Origin of the sequence: Enterobacter sp. RHBSTW-00901, assembly GCF_014103115.1 — a bacterium.
Classification (GTDB): Bacteria; Pseudomonadota; Gammaproteobacteria; order Enterobacterales; family Enterobacteriaceae; genus Enterobacter; species Enterobacter cloacae_P.
Window position 1 is genome coordinate 3635703 of sequence record NZ_JABXPB010000001.1, and the last position, 15894, is coordinate 3651596.

Here is a 15894-nt window from a genome sequence, read left to right on the forward strand (position 1 = left end):
TGGTACTGGATGGCAACGATTTCGTCACGCGTCAAAATAGGCCAAGTTGCCCTGTCACTAGTGTAGCAAAATCGTCGTCGATAAAGGGCAAAATTCCATCCGCAACCGGCTGAAGCTGGCGCGTCAGGTAGTGCTCGTAATCCAGAGGTGATTGCTGATAATCAACAGGTTCCGGGCCGCTGGTGGTCCAGACATACCTGATGGTGCCCCGGTTTTGATACTGCGGCGCGCGGCCCCGGCGCACGTTTTCTTCGTCCGCCAGACGGGCTGCACGTACGTGTGGCGGGACATTACGCTGGTATTCAGTCAGCGGACGGCGCAGGCGTTTGCGGTACACCAACTGGCCATCCAGCTCACCTGCCATCAGGCTGGCTATCGTCTCGCGTACGTAGTCCTGGTAGGGTTCATTGCGAAACACCCGCAGATACAGCGTTTGCTGGAACTGCTGTGCCAGCGGCGTCCAGTCGGTACGCACCGTCTCCAGCCCTTTAAACACCATCCGCTGCTTGTCACCTTCCTGAATCAACCCGGCATAGCGCTTTTTGCTGCCCTGATCGGTGCCACGAATCGTGGGCATCAAAAAACGGCTGAAATGGGTTTCAAATTCCAGCTCTAATGCACTGGTTAAGCGCTCTTTTTGCAAATGTTCACACCACCAGTCGTTCACGAAAGCGACCAGCTGTTTGCCGATGAGTGCGGCATCGTCTTCTGAGTGTGTCTCTTTCAGCCACACAAAGGTGGAATCGGTATCGCCGTAGATGACGTCATAACCCCGGGACTCAATCAGCGCTTTGGTCTGGCGCATGATGTCGTGCCCGCGCATGGTGATTGATGACGCCAGACGCGGATCAAAGAAGCGACAGGCGCTGGTGCCCAGCACGCCGTAAAAGGCATTCATGATGATTTTCAGCGCCTGGGAAAGGGGTTTGTTGCTGTGCCGTTTGGCTTCGTCACGACCGTACCAGATTTGCCCCACTATTTCTGGCAGGCAGTGCTTCTCGCGCGAGAAACGCGCGCCGAGAAAGCCTTCAGTGCTGTGGGCATCGTCTGGCTGAGCCATGCCCTCAACCAGCCCTACCGGGTCGATCAGGAAGGTACGGATAATTGACGGGTAGAGGCTTTTGTAGTCCAGCACCAGCACCGAGTCATACAGTCCCGGGCGGGAATCCATCACATAACCGCCGGGGCTGGCCTGCGGCGGCACATCTCCGAGGTTGGGCGCGACATATCCTGCCCGGTGCATACGGGGAAAATAGAGGTGGCTAAACGCCGCCACGGAGCCGCCGTGTCTGTCGGCGGCGAGGCCGTTGACCGTCGCACGCTCCAGCAGGAAGGGCATGATCTCGGTTTTGTGAAAAATCTGCGTCACCAGCTCGCAATCTTTCAGGTTATAGGTGGCAAGTGCCGGCTTGTCTTCGTTAAAGCGCCGGTCTATCTCGTCCATTCTGTCCCACGGGTTGTCGATGGATTTACCCTCGCCGAGCAGCTCCTGCGCGACGGTTTCCAGGGAGAAAGAGGAGAAATTCCAGAAGGCGGATTTCAGCGCTTCAATACCGTCGATAATCAGACGGCCATTGGCCTGCGCGAAGAATACGTCGTTTTTAAAGCCATGTTCACGCCACTCCAGTTCGGTATTACCGCGCCCCAGCATCAGCGGAATACGGTACCGCTCGGCATGTTTTTGCAGGACGCGCAGGTCGAACTGCACGACGTTCCAGCCGATCAATACATCGGGATCGTGATCGGCAAACCACTGGTTTAGTTTCTCCAGCAGTTGCGGTCGGCTATTGACATACTCAAGCTGAAAATTGAGGTCAGTGGCATCGCCATTTGGTGGCCCGAGCATATAGACAACCCGCTGTCCGCAGCCTTCAAGGCCGATGCAGTACAGCTCACCGTGACGGGTCGTTTCAATATCCAGCGAGACCCACTTCAGCGGCGGGCGATAATGCGGGTTGGGTTTCAGACATGCGTTGATAAGCCTGCCGTTTTGCGTGGTGCCATCCACCCAGACAGGGGCGGTGATAAACCGCTCCATCAGGAAACGTTCCGGCGGGCGGATGTCGGCTTCGTAAAGCGTAATGCCCGCTTCGCGCAGCAGTTTTTCATAGCGCATCAACTGACGGTGGGCGCGACAGTACAGGCCATACACCGGCTGGCGGTGGAAATCTTTTAGCGCAAGTGGGGTGATACGCCAGCCGTTTTCGCCGCGCAGCAACTGTTTCACTTTCTCAACGTGAGCTTCAGGAATAAAAGCCACGGACTCCTGCGGCGGCAGCGTCACCTGCAGCGGGCCGTTATCCGTCGCCAGCCAGAATTCGACTTCTGTCCCGGAAGGCGTATCCCGCCAGTGTCGGGTCAGTAAAAAACCTGCTTGCGCCACGCCGTCACCCCATAAAACAAAACCAGGCATGATTATAGCCTGGTTGAATATTTTATGCTGGGTATATATACAGCTTATTGCCCGTAATACGCCTTCGCGCCGTGTTTACGCAGGTAATGTTTATCCAGCAGGGTTTGCTGCATATCCGGAAGTTGCGGTGCCAGCTGGCGGCAGAAGATCCCCATATAGGCAATTTCTTCGAGCACGATGGCATTATGCACGGCATCTTCGGCATTTTTGCCCCATGCAAACGGGCCGTGAGAGTGCACCAGCACGCCAGGCATCTGCGCCGCATCGATACCCTGTTTTTCAAAGGTTTCAACGATGACGTTACCGGTTTCCCACTCATACTCGCCGTTGATCTCCGCATCGGTCATTAAGCGCGTGCAGGGAATGGTGCCGTAAAAGTAGTCCGCGTGCGTGGTGCCGGTGGCCGGAATGGACTGACCGGCCTGCGCCCAGATGGTGGCATGGCGTGAATGGGTATGAACGATGCCGCCAATCGTCGGGAATGACTGATACAGCAGGCGATGGGTTGGCGTATCGGAAGAGGGCTTTTTATTGCCTTCCACCACTTCACCAGTCGCAATACTGACCACCACCATATCCTCGGCGGTCATTACCGTGTAATCGACGCCGGAAGGCTTGATAACGAGCACGCCCTTTTCGCGGTCAACGGCGCTGACGTTGCCCCAGGTCAGCGTCACCAGGTTATGTTTCGGCAGCGCCAGGTTGGCTTCAAGTACCTGACGTTTGAGATCTTCTAACATGCAATCCTCCAGGAAAAGTGGCCCGCCCTGCGGCAGGCCAAAAATCCCCCTGTTAACGTTTTGAGCCGTAATACACTTCGTTCCAGCGCAAGGTGTCTTTGAAGGCTGGCAGGCGGGTATCGTTATCAATTACGGTCAATTCGATATCGTGTAGCTCGGCGAACTGACGCATGTCGTTGAGATCCAGCGCGTGGCTGAAGACGGTGTGGTGCGCACCACCGGCCACGATCCAGGCCTCGGAGGCGGTTGGCAGGTCAGGTTGTGCTTTCCACAGGGCGTTCGCGACCGGCAGTTTTGGCAGTGAATGTGGTGTTTCCACGGCATCCACACAGTTCACCAGCAGGCGGAAACGATCGCCCAGGTCGATCAGGCTGGCGTTGATGGCAGGGCCGGTACGGGTGTTGAAGATCAGACGTGCCGGATCCGCTTTTCCGCCAATGCCGAGGTACTGCACGTCGAGGATCGGTTTCTCTTCGACGGCGATCGAAGGGCACACTTCCAGCATGTGCGAACCGAGCACCAGGTCGTTGCCATTTTCGAAATGGTAGGTGTAGTCCTCCATAAAGGAGGTGCCGCCCTGCAGACCGGTTGACATCACTTTCATGATGCGAAGCAGAGCGGCAGTTTTCCAGTCGCCTTCGCCGGCAAAGCCGTAGCCTTGCTGCATCAGACGTTGTACGGCCAGGCCTGGCAGTTGTTTCAGGCCGTGGAGGTCTTCAAAGGTGGTGGTGAAGGCGTGGAAGCCGCCCTGTTCCAGGAAGCGTTTCATCCCCAGCTCAATGCGCGCCGCATCCAGCACGTTCTGACGTTTGTCACCGTGGATCTGTGCGGCAGCGGTCAGGCGGTAGCTGCTTTCGTATTCATCAACCAGCGCGCTTACGTCGCCATCGCTGATTTCGTTCACCACCTGCACCAGGTCGCCCACGGCCCAGGTGTTCACGGAGAAGCCAAACTTGATCTGTGCGGCAACTTTATCGCCGTCAGTCACTGCCACTTCACGCATGTTGTCGCCAAAACGCACCACTTTCAGGTGGCGGGTATCCTGTTTAGACACCGCCTGGCGCATCCAGGAACCGATACGTTTTTGTGCGTGCTGATCCTGCCAGTGGCCGGTTACGACCGCATGCTGCTGACGCATACGCGCGCCGATAAAGCCAAACTCACGGCCGCCATGCGCGGTCTGGTTCAGGTTCATAAAGTCCATGTCGATGCTGTCCCACGGCAGGGAGGCGTTGAACTGGGTGTGGAACTGCAGCAAAGGTTTATTGAGGATGGACAGGCCGTTGATCCACATCTTGGCAGGTGAGAAGGTGTGCAACCACACCACCATCCCGGCGCATTTGTCGTCGTAGTTCGCGTCGCGGCAGATGTGGGTGATCTCGTCCGGTGTCGTCCCCAGAGGTTTCAGTACCAGTTTGCACGGCAGTTTTGCTTCCGCATTCAGCGCGTTGACCACATGTTCTGCATGCTGAGTCACCTGACGCAGCGCTTCCGGCCCGTACAGATGCTGGCTGCCAATCACAAACCACACTTCATAATTATTAAAAATGGTCATTATCGTGTCCTTAATGGGTCAGGGTTGCCGTAGTGTCCGCGCTGTGTTTTGACGGGGCGGCGACAGGGAGATAGTGAAGTTCGGCGCTTTTTGCCCATTGCTGGTAGCGCTGATAAAGCTGTTCAAAACGTTGCGCCTGCTGGGCTCGCGGCTGGAGGGTATTTTCTACGGCGCTCGCCATATGCTGTTGTGCGGTCGGGATATCGACATGAACACCTGCAGCGACGGCAGCAAAAATCGCCGCGCCCAGCGCACAGCACTGATCGGAAGCCACAATCTGCAGCGGACGGTTCAGCACGTCGCAGCAGGCCTGCATGATCACCGGGTTTTTACGGGCGATGCCGCCCAGCGCCATCACGTTATTCACGTCGATGCCCTGTTCGATGAAGCATTCCATAATGGCGCGTGCGCCAAAGGCGGTGGCCGCAATCAGACCGCCAAAGAGCGCCGGTGCGTCGGTCGCCAGGTTGAGGTCGGTAATTACCCCTTTCAGGCGCTGGTTAGCGAACGGTGTACGGCGACCATTGAACCAGTCGAGTACCACCGGGAGATGATCAAGAGACGGGTTTTTTGCCCAGGCGTCGGTGAGTTGCGGCAGAAGCTGTTTTTTGCTCTCGGTAACCTGAGCTTTCAGTTCCGGGTGCGATGCTGCCAGTTGATCCAGCGGCCAGCCCAGCACGCGGCCAAACCAGGCGTAGATATCGCCAAATGCAGACTGACCTGCTTCCAGGCCGATAACGTCCGGTACCACGCTGCCGTCAACCTGGCCGCAGATACCTTTCACCGCACGGTCGCCAACGGTGGCTTTATCCGCCGTCAGAATGTCGCAGGTTGAGGTGCCGATGACTTTCACCAGCGTGTTGGGCTGTGCGCCTGCGCCGACTGCACCCATATGGCAGTCAAATGCACCGCCGGAGATCGCCACGTTCTGCGGCAGACCGAGGCGCTTTGCCCACTCTTCACAGAGCGTGCCAACGGGAATATCGGCGGTGAAGGTGTCGGTAAACAGCGGGTATTTCAGATTTTTGTTGATGACTGGATCGAGTTCATCGAAGAACGCTGCGGGTGGCAGGCCGCCCCAGCTTTCGTGCCACAGCGATTTATGCCCGGCGCTGCAGCGGCCACGGCGAATATCCTGCGGGCGAGTGGTGCCGGAGAGCAGGGCCGGAACCCAGTCACACAATTCAATCCACGATGCTGCAGCCTGCGCCACCGAGGCGTCGGCGCGGGTGACGTGCAGAATTTTGGCCCAGAACCATTCGCTGGAGTAAATACCGCCGATGTAGCGTGAGTAATCGGTTTTGCCGGGCTGATGGCATAAACGGGTGATGGCTTCGGCTTCGTCGACGGCGGTATGGTCTTTCCACAACACGAACATGGCGTTCGGGTTGTCGGCAAACTCTGGGCGCAGCGCCAGCACACGGCCTTCGGCATCCACAGGGGCGGGGGTTGAGCCGGTGCTGTCGACGCCAATCCCGACAATCTCTGCACGCTGTGCGTCAGACAGTTCAGCCAGAACGGTTTTGATTGCCGCTTCCATTGACTCAATATAGTCACGCGGATGGTGACGGAACTGGTTATTTGGCGCGTCGCAGTAGCGCCCCTCTAGCCAGCGCGGGTACCACTCAACGCTGGTTGCTATTTCCTGACCATGGGTACAGTCCACCGCCAGGGCGCGAACCGAGTCGCTGCCAAAATCGAGGCCAATCGCAATTGCCATTGTGTTGCTCCATCAAAAAAACAGGTATGGAAGAACATTAGAGACTGGGGGCGAAAATCGTCAGGCAGGATCCGCTAATCTTATGGATTAAATTGCTGTTGCGATTGAAAGTGTGACGCCGTGCAAATATTCAATGTGGACATTTCTGCCGCACTTATAGACACTTTTGTTACTGCTTATCTGCCCATGCTGGCGGAGAAATCAGGGGGAAAGGCTGAAACATGGCGGACGTAAAAGAGGCGTGATGCTTTTTGGATCTTTTCGCGGACCCTTTTTATACTGCTTTTATCGATATGGACAATTGGTTTCCTTCAGGACTGCCGGGAGAACTGAATATATGGCCGAAACGCAAAACGATCCCTTACTGCCAGGTTACTCATTCAACGCCCACCTGGTCGCGGGGTTAACCCCGATCGAGGCCGAGGGATATCTTGATTTTTACGTTGACCGACCGCTCGGGATGAAAGGGTATATTTTGAACCTGACCGTGCGCGGGGAAGGGGTTATCAAAAATAACGACCAGCAATTTGTTTGCCGTCCTGGCGATATACTGTTATTCCCACCGGGTGAGATCCACCATTACGGGCGTCATCCGGATGCCAAAGAGTGGTATCACCAGTGGGTCTACTTCCGTCCGCGCGCCTACTGGCAGGAGTGGCTCTCGTGGCCAGCCATTTTTGCGCACACCGGTTTTTATCGCCCGGATGATGTTCACCAGGCGCAGTTCCGCGAGCTGTTTGCGCAGATTATTGACGCCGGGCAGGCTGGTGGTCGCTATGCCGAACTGCTGGCGATTAACCTGCTTGAGCAGGTGTTGCTGCGCCGGATGGAGGCGATTAACGAATCGCTTAATCCGCCGCTGGATAACCGCGTGCGTGATGCATGCCAGTACATCAGCGATCACCTGGCCGATAGCCAGTTTGATATCGCAAGCGTTGCCCAGCATGTCTGCCTTTCTCCGTCACGTTTGTCACATCTTTTCCGCCAGCAGCTTGGCGTCAGCGTGCTGAGCTGGCGTGAGGATCAGCGCATCAGCCAGGCGAAACTGTTGCTCAGCACCACCCGGATGCCGATTGCTACCGTGGGGCGCAATGTGGGTTTTGAAGATCAACTCTATTTCTCGCGCGTCTTTAAAAAATGTACCGGGGCAAGTCCGAGTGAATTCCGCGCAGGATGTGAATGAAACGTAAAATAAGATAAACGGTCAGGTGAAGTTTCATAACTGCCAGTAAACTATTCAGACAATTGTTGTCTTGACGTGGTGAGGGGCTCTTTGCAGAATCCCTGCTTCGTTTTCTGACCGGAATAGTTATGCAGGCATTGCTGGAACATTTTATCACCCAGTCCGTTATGTACTCACTCATCGCCGTTGCGCTGGTGGCGTTCCTGGAATCCCTGGCGCTTGTCGGGCTGATTTTACCCGGCACCGTGATGATGGCGGGGCTTGGCGCGCTTATCGGCAGCGGTGAAGTCAACTTCTGGCAGGCGTGGATGGCCGGGATCGTCGGCTGCTTGCTCGGAGACTGGATCTCCTTCTGGCTGGGCTGGCGCTTTAAGAAGCCATTGCATCGCTGGTCGTTCATGAAAAAGAACAAAGCGTTGCTGGATAAAACCGAACACGCGCTGCATCAGCACAGTATGTTCACTATCCTCGTGGGGCGTTTTGTCGGGCCAACGCGTCCGCTGGTGCCAATGGTAGCCGGGATGCTGGATCTGCCTGTCTCCAAATTTGTGTTACCCAATATTATCGGCTGCGTATTCTGGCCGCCGTTCTACTTCCTGCCGGGGATCCTGGCCGGTGCGGCAATTGATATTCCTGCCGATGCGCAAAGCGGTCAGTTTAAATGGCTGTTACTGGCTGCGGCTGTCCTGTTGTGGCTGGCGGCATGGCTGTGCTGGCGGCTGTGGCGTAGCGGCAAAGCGGGAGTGGATCGCCTGACGCGCTATCTTCCACGCCCCCGCCTGTTGTGGCTGGCACCGCTGACCCTGGGAATTGCGATAGTGGCGCTGGTGGCGCTGATTCGTCATCCGCTGATGCCGGTTTATGGGGACATTTTATTGAAAGTCGTCAGCCGTTAACGGGGTGCCGGGCGGTGCTTCGTTTGCCCGGCCTACGGTTTGATCCCCAGTAATTCCGAGGCGCTGGTTTTTCCGCTTAACAGTGCTTCTGTCTCTCCATCCCATGCAATTCGCCCGTCAGCAATGACCACCGATCGCGGTGCAATCCGTGCAGCATCTTCGATACTGTGCGAAACCATCAGCATCGTAAGCTGCTGGCGCTGGCAGACGTCCTTCACCAGAGAAAGCATCTCCTGGCGCAGGGCCGGGTCGAGTGCCGAGAACGGTTCGTCCAGCAGCAGTATTGGCTGCTCACGCACCAGACAGCGGGCCAGCGCCACACGCTGACGCTGGCCGCCGGAAAGCTCTCCTGGCAGCCGGTCAATCAAGTCGGTGATCCCCATTTGCGCGGCAATGATCTCCAGCTTCTGTCGCTGTGCGTCGTTCAGCTTCAGCCCCGGATCCATCCCCAGAGCGATGTTTTGCCGTACCGTCAGATGCGTGAACAGGTTATTTTCCTGAAACAGCATCGAGACAGGACGCTTAGCCGGTGGAGTGTGGGAATGGTCACCGTTTTCAATCAGTATTGACCCGCTTGCCGGTTGCAGAAAACCGGCGATCAGATTGAGCAAGGTACTCTTTCCTGCTCCGCTGGGGCCAAGGATTGCAATCATTTCCCCTTGATGCACGGAAAGGGTGAAACGCATTGGCAGGTGCTGATAGAGCCAGGTTACATCAATCAGTTTTAACATCACGCCCCGGGAGTTTTTCGATAGCGGTAAATAACGCAAAACACAGCAGCAGCAGTAATAGCGCCGTGACGGCACCATCCTGGCTACGGTAGGAGCCAATTTGCTGATACAGCCAGTATGGCAGTGTACGGAAATCTTCATTGCCGAAGAGCGCCACGACGCCAAAATCACCAATCGATAGCACACAGGCGAACGCCAGCGCCTGTGCCAGCGGGCGCTTTAGTGCGCGCAGCTCGACGACCTTTAGCCGTTGCCAGCCCTGCATACCAAGCGACTGGCACAGTAAGCTGTAGCGGCTGTTGACGTCACGCATCGGGGTTTCCAGCACCTTGAGAGCGTAAGGGATTGCCATCAGGGCATTGGTAAAGATGACGATGCCGTCAGCGCTTTCCGGCAAACCAATGGTGCTGTTGAACAGTAAAAAGAAGCCGGTAGCCAAAACAATGCCCGGCATGGCCAGAATCAGCATCCCCGTGAGTTCCAGCGCTTGCCCGGCTTTTTGCGCATGGCGGGCATAGAGTTCACGGCTGCTCCACAGCAACATCATGGTCAGAATGACGCACAGCATGCCTGCGGCCAGTGCGATCCGCAGCGAAGTCCAGGTGGCTTGCCAGAGCATGGGCTGTTGCAAAACGGACACCAGATTGATGTTCAGACCATCGACGATGACGGCCATCAGCGGCGGCAGCAGAAGCATCAGCGCCAGCGTGATGAGGATAAAATCGGTAATGCGGCTGTACAGGCTGTCCTGCGGATCGCGCCAGCCTGCTATCTGGTTACTACCGGGTGGAATGGCTTTACTCAGCCGCTGGCTGAGGAGCACCAGGACAAGGCAGCATGCCATCTGTACTATCGCCAGCAGCGCCGCACGTCCGGGGTCGTAGTCGAAATTTAACGCCTGATAAATCGCCAGCTCAATGGTCGTTGCCTGCGGCCCGCCACCGAGTGAAAGTACGGTGGCAAAACTGGCAAAGCAGAGCATAAAGATCAGCGCCGCAACGGGGGGGATTTGCCTGCGCAGCCACGGCCATTCGACAAAGCGGAAGAACGACCAGCCGTGCATGCCGAGCTGTGCAGCCAGCTGGCGCTGCTCGCCGGGAATATTCTCCAGCGCCTGCAAAAAGAGCCTTGTCGCCATCGGCATATTGAAAAAGATATGCGCCAGCAGAATACCCTTCAGTCCGTAAGGGGAGAATGTCCACTCCAGACCAAGCAGGTTACAGAGTGAGGCCAGCCAGCCCTGGCGTCCATAGACGCTCAGAATACCGAATACGGCCACCAGAACGGGCAGGATCAGCGTCATAGCGCACAGGCGCAGAAGTGCCTGTCTGCCAGGAAAACGCCTGCGATAAAGTGCCCGGGACAGGAAGATCGCCGGGAAAACCGACAGCAGCGCAGAGAGAAATGCCTGCCAGAAGGAGAAACGGATAACATGCCAGAGATAGCTGTCATGCCAGAGTGTGAGCACGTCGCTTTCTGGTGCGTTTAACCACAACGCAAGAAATGCCCCCAGACTGACCGCTACCATCAATACGGCAGCGAGCAGTCCGGGAAGTAACCAGCCGGGAATTAATGGCTGACTGCGCGTTGCCATTCACTTACCCATGCAGCACGCTGTGCGGCGACCTGTTGCGGCGTAAACTCCAGTGAGGTTTGCGGTTTAGACAGCGTATCAAAGCCCGCTGGCAGGGCCACATTGGTCACCGGGTACATCCAGTTGCCCGTCGGGATCGTATTCTGGAACGCCGGAGAAACCATAAATTTCAGGAACTTCTCGGCCAGTTCTGGCTGTTTACTGGCGGCGGTACGTGCTGCAACTTCCACCTGAAGGTAGTGACCTTCCGCAAAATCAGCAGCGGCGTAGTTGTCCTTCTTCTCGGCAATAATGTGGTAGGCCGGAGAGGTCGTGTAGCTGAGCACCAGGTCACTTTCTCCCTTCAGGAACAGGCCATACGCTTCGCTCCAGCCTTTGGTGACGGTGACGGTTTTCGCCGCCAGTTTCTGCCATGCTTCCGGCGCTTTGTCACCGTAGACTTTCTGCATCCACAGCAGCAGGCCCAGGCCTGGCGTACTGGTGCGCGGATCTTCATAAATCACGCGCCATTTCTGGTCGCTTTCAACCAGCTCTTTCAGGCTTTTCGGTGGGTTCTTCAGCTTGTTTTTGTCATAGACAAAAGCAAAGTAGCCGTAATCGAACGGGACAAAGGTATCGTTTTTCCAGCCACCAGGGACGTTGACGGCATCGGTGGCGACACCGCTTTTGGCAAACAGTCTGGTTTGCGACGCCGCATCCAGCAGGTTGTTATCCAGACCGAGCACCACGTCGGCTTTGCTGTTTTTCCCTTCCATGCGCAGACGGTTAAGCAGTGAAACGCCATCCTCCAGCGCTACGAACTTCAGCTCGCAGTTGCAGTCGGCTTCAAAGGCTTTTTTCACCGCCGGGCCAGGGCCCCAGTCGGCAGAGAAGGAGTCATAGGTGTAGACCGTCAGGACGGGCTTCGCAACAGCAGGCAGCGCAAACAGCACCAGAAGGGGAAGAATTTTTTTTAACACTTTGCACCTCAAAGTTGAGTGGCAAAGGATTTTGAGCGACAGCCTCAAATCCCTTCGCCGGCGTTATCCGGATCAGGTTCGACGGGTATTATCTCAGCGCACATCAGTGATGCAGCACCCCGTTGAGAACGGCGGTATTGTAATGATTTGGCGAATATTACGAAAGTGTTATGGTTCCGGTGGGGCAAACCAGGCGGATTTGAAATCAAACCAGCCCAGGGTGTTCATCCGTAAGCCACGCATACTGCGCTGACCCTGAATCATCAGCCAGTGGTGGATGAGCGGCACAATCGCCTGTTGCGCCAGCAACTGCTGGCACCATGAGGCCAGGTTCATTTCTCCCGCGCGCCACTGTGCGGCGTCCTGCTGCCAGTCCCGGTCAATGCAGTGTTGGATCAGCGGAACTTCATACAGGTGCGAAAAGAGTGAGAAATCGAGTGGCAGGGTAAAGTTGGCGCTGTTCAGCCAGATATCGCTGACTATCTCCCCGCGATGCCATTCATCATAATCTATTTCCTGGATGTCCAGCTGAACGCCTTCGGCAGCCAGCAGCTTGCTCATGATGCGGGCGATAAAGCGGTGTTCCACGTGGTCGCGGTAATAGGTCAGGGTGATCGACTCCAGTCCGGCGGGCTTTTCGCCGTGAACCGGTCGGGCGTGATGCCAGCGCGGGAGCAGACCGTAGGCCGGGAACCAGTAAGTCTGGTATTGCTCCTCCGCCTGATAGATAAGATTGGCCGGGGAAAGCACGTGGCTCACCCATCTGCGCACGTCGCGGCTGGCACCTCGGTGGCTGCGGGCGTCAAACAGCAGGTAATAGCAGCCCTCTTCCAGACGGCTTTCAACCGCTTTTTCTCCTTCGGTTGACCCTTCCAGCGTTAATCCGCAGCTCAGCTCCTCGCTGATTTCAGGCAGAACCCAGACGTTGACTTCGTCGATCAGCGCGCGATAGCCAAAGTAGTCGTCAAAGGCGCGAATTTTCAGCTGGTTGTTGGTATTGCGCGTTACCGCGTAAGGTCCTGTTCCCACGGGCTGGCTGGCAAAATGGGGTAGGGAATCCCATTCACGCGGCAGGATCATCGACGGGATATAGCCCATTAGCCACGGAAGCCACTGGTCAGGCTCGGACAGTTCGATATCAACAGTCCATGCCGTAGGGGAGTGGATCCGCGATATGTGGCCATAAAGAGGAAGCGTGCATGCCCGCTGAAGCGAATTGATGACGTCGCTGATCTCCAGCTCACGGCCGTGGTGGAAATGAATACCAGGACGTAAAAAGAAGCGCCAGTGCAGGGGAGAAAGTTGCTGCCAGTGGTGCGCGACATCGGCTTCCAGTTCCCCGTTTTCCTCATTTATGCGCGTCAGGCCGCTGAATATTTGCCGGGCCATATGGGTTTCTGAACGGCGCAACGCCGTGCCGGGTAACAGGTTTTTCATCGGACGATAGTAGAGCACCCGCAGGATGTGGCGACCCTGACGAAAACTTCTCCCGAGATGGGAAACCAGCATCTGGCGTACTGCCGCTTTGTCGCCCACCAGCTGTACCAGTTGGTCGATTCTGTCCTGTTCAAGCAGGTCTTCCGCGCGTTGTTGCTGCAACGCCAGCCCGGTGTAGAGAAAGGTCAGACGCGAGCGCTTGCCGCGTCCGGCCTCGGCCTCCCAGTTTAACCAGCCCTGTTGCTGCATGGTGTTGAGCAGCGTTCGCATATGGCGACGAGAGCAGTTCAGCAGGTCGGCCAGCTCGTTCAGCGTAGTCTCCTTCGACTGCCCCTCACAGCACTGCCAGAGGCGGATGAATTGTTGTTGCAGACGACCAGAAGGCATAAAAGGGGAACTCCTGACAAAAAATCAGCAATTTATTAATCCCTATATTAGGCCAATAATTCTTCCCGATGAAGTGAGGAGGTAAATTATGAAGAGGTCTACCGCACGTCAGTTTTATCAGCAGTACTTTTCAGCGACAAAAGGAGTGTCCTGGCTGGCCCGTCAGTGTGCAGATCAACGGCTGAGAACGCTGGAAGAATTGATGCAGTGGGACGTTACGAAAACGACCTTTTCTCGCTAACTCACCTCGATCATGTGTGACTGAGTATTGGTGCTAATCACCCGCCAGCAAAATGTTTTTGCTGGCTTTTTTCGTTTACTATTTCACCCAATTTCGATTCGCTTTCACAAGGATTTGCGCATGCTCTGGTTGATGACGATGGGGCGACGCCTGAATGGCGTGTATGCCGCTTTTATGCTGGTGGCCTTTATGATGGGTGTGGCGGGGGCGCTTCAGGCACCGACGCTGAGCCTGTTTCTGAGCCGCGAGGTGGGGGCGCAGCCGTTCTGGATTGGCCTGTTTTATACCGTCAACGCCATTGCCGGGATCCTGGTCAGCCTGTGGCTGGCAAAACGCTCGGACAGCCAGGGCGATCGCCGCAAACTGATCCTGTTTTGCTGCGCAATGGCCGTCGGGAATGCGCTGCTGTTTGCGTTCAATCGTCATTACCTTACGCTCATCACCTGTGGTGTTCTGCTGGCATCTCTGGCTAATACCGCCATGCCACAGCTGTTCGCGCTGGCTCGTGAATATGCGGATAACTCCGCGCGTGAAGTGGTGATGTTCAGCTCGGTCATGCGTGCGCAGCTCTCTCTGGCGTGGGTGATTGGCCCGCCGCTGGCGTTTATGCTGGCGCTGAATTATGGCTTTACCACCATGTTTTCCATCGCCGCCGGGATTTTTGTCATCAGCCTGGTGTTAGTGGCATTTGCCCTGCCTTCGGTGGCTCGCATTGAGCCGGTGGCGGACAGACCCGCTACGCAGGCGAGCGGCTGGCAGGATAAAAATGTCCGTATGCTGTTTATTGCCTCCACGCTGATGTGGACCTGCAACACGATGTACATCATTGATATGCCATTGTGGATCAGCAGCGATCTGGGGTTACCGGATAAGCTTGCCGGGATCTTGATGGGTACCGCCGCGGGTCTGGAAATTCCGGCGATGATTCTGGCCGGGTATTACGTTAAGCGTTCAGGAAAACGTAAGATGATGGTCATTGCTGTCGCGGCAGGAGTGTTGTTCTATCTGGGGCTTATCTTCTTTCACTCGCGCGAAGCACTACTGATATTACAGCTGTTTAATGCGGTATTTATCGGGATTGTCGCCGGGATTGGTATGCTCTGGTTCCAGGATCTGATGCCGGGACGCGCAGGCTCTGCGACAACATTGTTTACGAACAGTATTTCAACCGGGGTGATTCTGGCGGGGGTGATTCAGGGTGCGCTGTCGCAAAGCTATGGGCATGCGGCGGTGTACTGGATGATTGCGGCAATCTCGGTCGTGACGCTCCTGCTGACCTGCCGTGTGAAAGACGTGTAGCCTGTTGCGAAGGTCTGAGCCAGAAACCGTTCTGGCTCAGAGAATATGCCTGTTACTGCATTATTCTGAGTACTGATATTTCCGCTGTGCGCGTAATGTCAGGTACATATGGGCTATCCCCATAAAGCCGTGTGCCCAGAAATAGGTTTCGATAAAGACCGTCAGGAATTTATGCAGATCCAGTACCGACTCGGTAAGAGAGGAGACGGGCCCGATCGTTGCGTTCAGTACGAACCAGGCTGCGCCACAGACGGCAACACCCAGCAGAGCCAGCACGCCTAAACCCTGCACCGTTGCGGCCATACCGCCAGCGTGGGCATCCGGGAGCTGGCGTTGTGTCAGGGTGCGTATGTCGTCAACGATCCCGCGGAAATCCAGCGTCATCCAGGCGTAGTAATATTTAAATCCACGTTGCGTTAACATCCACGCCATCATAGCAATACCGCAGAAAATTAACCCAAAGCCTGAGATGACATGTATCCAGGTGACGATACTCGTGAAACCAGATTCACTGAGTGCTTCACTTACGGTGTAGTTAGAATTGATAATCTGAGCCAGTACCAGCACTGCAACAATGATGTGCAGTACGCGAAGAAAAGGCGTTTCTTTATGTGGAAGCGTACTGCGTATTGTTGGGGTCATCGCTATTTACCTCAATGATGAGAGAGCTAATGTGATGCAGTGTGACGTCTATTAATTAACGAAACCTTAACGCCAGAAAATGTCGGTCACACTGTTT

The 15894-nt window shown here is 55.9% G+C and carries 13 protein-coding genes and 1 riboswitch; of the genes, 4 read left to right on the top strand and 9 right to left on the bottom strand.

From position 1 onward, the window contains the following. Window positions 1-31: 31 nt before the first annotated feature. From polB to araB, 4 genes are all read right to left on the bottom strand, one after another. Entirely contained in the window at window positions 32-2383 is a 2352-nt protein-coding gene (polB, locus tag HV318_RS17520) for a DNA polymerase II (RefSeq protein ID WP_182274623.1), read from the bottom strand. A gap of 74 nt (window positions 2384-2457) precedes the next feature. Continuing rightward, window positions 2458-3153, bottom strand: a complete 696-nt coding sequence (gene araD, locus HV318_RS17525) for an L-ribulose-5-phosphate 4-epimerase (RefSeq protein ID WP_182273720.1) — start codon at window positions 3151-3153, stop codon at window positions 2458-2460. Window positions 3154-3205: 52 nt separating this feature from the next. Beyond that, window positions 3206-4708 carry an L-arabinose isomerase gene (gene araA, locus HV318_RS17530; RefSeq protein ID WP_182273721.1) on the bottom strand — a complete coding sequence of 501 codons (1503 nt, stop codon included), beginning with the start codon at window positions 4706-4708 and terminating at the stop codon, window positions 3206-3208. 10 nt (window positions 4709-4718) lie between these two features. Then, window positions 4719-6428 (bottom strand): ribulokinase, encoded by a 1710-nt coding sequence (gene araB, locus HV318_RS17535; protein WP_182273722.1) that lies wholly within the window; start codon window positions 6426-6428, stop codon window positions 4719-4721. Between the two features lie 337 nt (window positions 6429-6765). Here araB and araC point away from each other — a divergent pair, with 337 nt between their 5' ends. Together araC and HV318_RS17545 are read left to right on the top strand one after the other, a co-directional pair. Beyond that, window positions 6766-7611, top strand: coding sequence for an arabinose operon transcriptional regulator AraC (gene araC, locus HV318_RS17540; protein ID WP_182273723.1), 846 nt, complete (start codon window positions 6766-6768; stop codon window positions 7609-7611). A 128-nt stretch (window positions 7612-7739) separates the two neighbouring features. Continuing rightward, window positions 7740-8507 (top strand): DedA family protein, encoded by a 768-nt coding sequence (locus tag HV318_RS17545; protein WP_182273724.1) that lies wholly within the window; start codon window positions 7740-7742, stop codon window positions 8505-8507. Between the two features lie 32 nt (window positions 8508-8539). On the opposite strand, the gene thiQ is transcribed toward HV318_RS17545, so the two are convergent. The 4 genes from thiQ to sgrR all read right to left on the bottom strand — a co-directional run bounded on the left by thiQ (window position 8540) and on the right by sgrR (window position 13615). Further along, on the bottom strand, window positions 8540-9238 hold the full coding sequence (gene thiQ, locus HV318_RS17550; RefSeq protein WP_182273725.1) for a thiamine ABC transporter ATP-binding protein ThiQ: 699 nt from the start codon (window positions 9236-9238) through the stop codon (window positions 8540-8542). Then, a complete protein-coding gene (gene thiP / locus HV318_RS17555; protein ID WP_182273726.1) occupies window positions 9222-10832 on the bottom strand; it encodes a thiamine/thiamine pyrophosphate ABC transporter permease ThiP in 1611 nt (536 codons plus the stop codon). Before thiP ends, thiQ begins: the two co-directional genes overlap by 17 nt. After that, complete coding sequence (thiB, locus tag HV318_RS17560) at window positions 10808-11791, bottom strand: thiamine ABC transporter substrate binding subunit (RefSeq protein WP_182273727.1); 984 nt, start codon at window positions 11789-11791, stop codon at window positions 10808-10810. Before thiB ends, thiP begins: the two co-directional genes overlap by 25 nt. A 31-nt stretch (window positions 11792-11822) precedes the next feature. Further along, a riboswitch (TPP riboswitch) is annotated at window positions 11823-11923 on the bottom strand. 36 nt (window positions 11924-11959) lie between these two features. After that, the gene (sgrR, locus tag HV318_RS17565; protein ID WP_182273728.1) at window positions 11960-13615 is read right to left on the bottom strand and encodes an HTH-type transcriptional regulator SgrR; all 1656 of its coding nucleotides are present in this window, start codon (window positions 13613-13615) and stop codon (window positions 11960-11962) included. 88 nt (window positions 13616-13703) lie between these two features. Between sgrR and sgrT the strand changes: the two genes are divergently transcribed. Then, the gene (gene sgrT, locus HV318_RS17570; RefSeq protein ID WP_182273729.1) at window positions 13704-13856 is read left to right on the top strand and encodes a glucose uptake inhibitor SgrT; all 153 of its coding nucleotides are present in this window, start codon (window positions 13704-13706) and stop codon (window positions 13854-13856) included. Window positions 13857-13976: 120 nt separating this feature from the next. Next, the gene (locus tag HV318_RS17575; protein ID WP_182273730.1) at window positions 13977-15155 is read left to right on the top strand and encodes a sugar efflux transporter; all 1179 of its coding nucleotides are present in this window, start codon (window positions 13977-13979) and stop codon (window positions 15153-15155) included. 60 nt (window positions 15156-15215) lie between these two features. On the opposite strand, the gene HV318_RS17580 is transcribed toward HV318_RS17575, so the two are convergent. Next, on the bottom strand, window positions 15216-15797 hold the full coding sequence (locus tag HV318_RS17580; RefSeq protein WP_182273731.1) for a cytochrome b/b6 domain-containing protein: 582 nt from the start codon (window positions 15795-15797) through the stop codon (window positions 15216-15218). Between the last annotated feature and the right edge of the window lie 97 nt (window positions 15798-15894).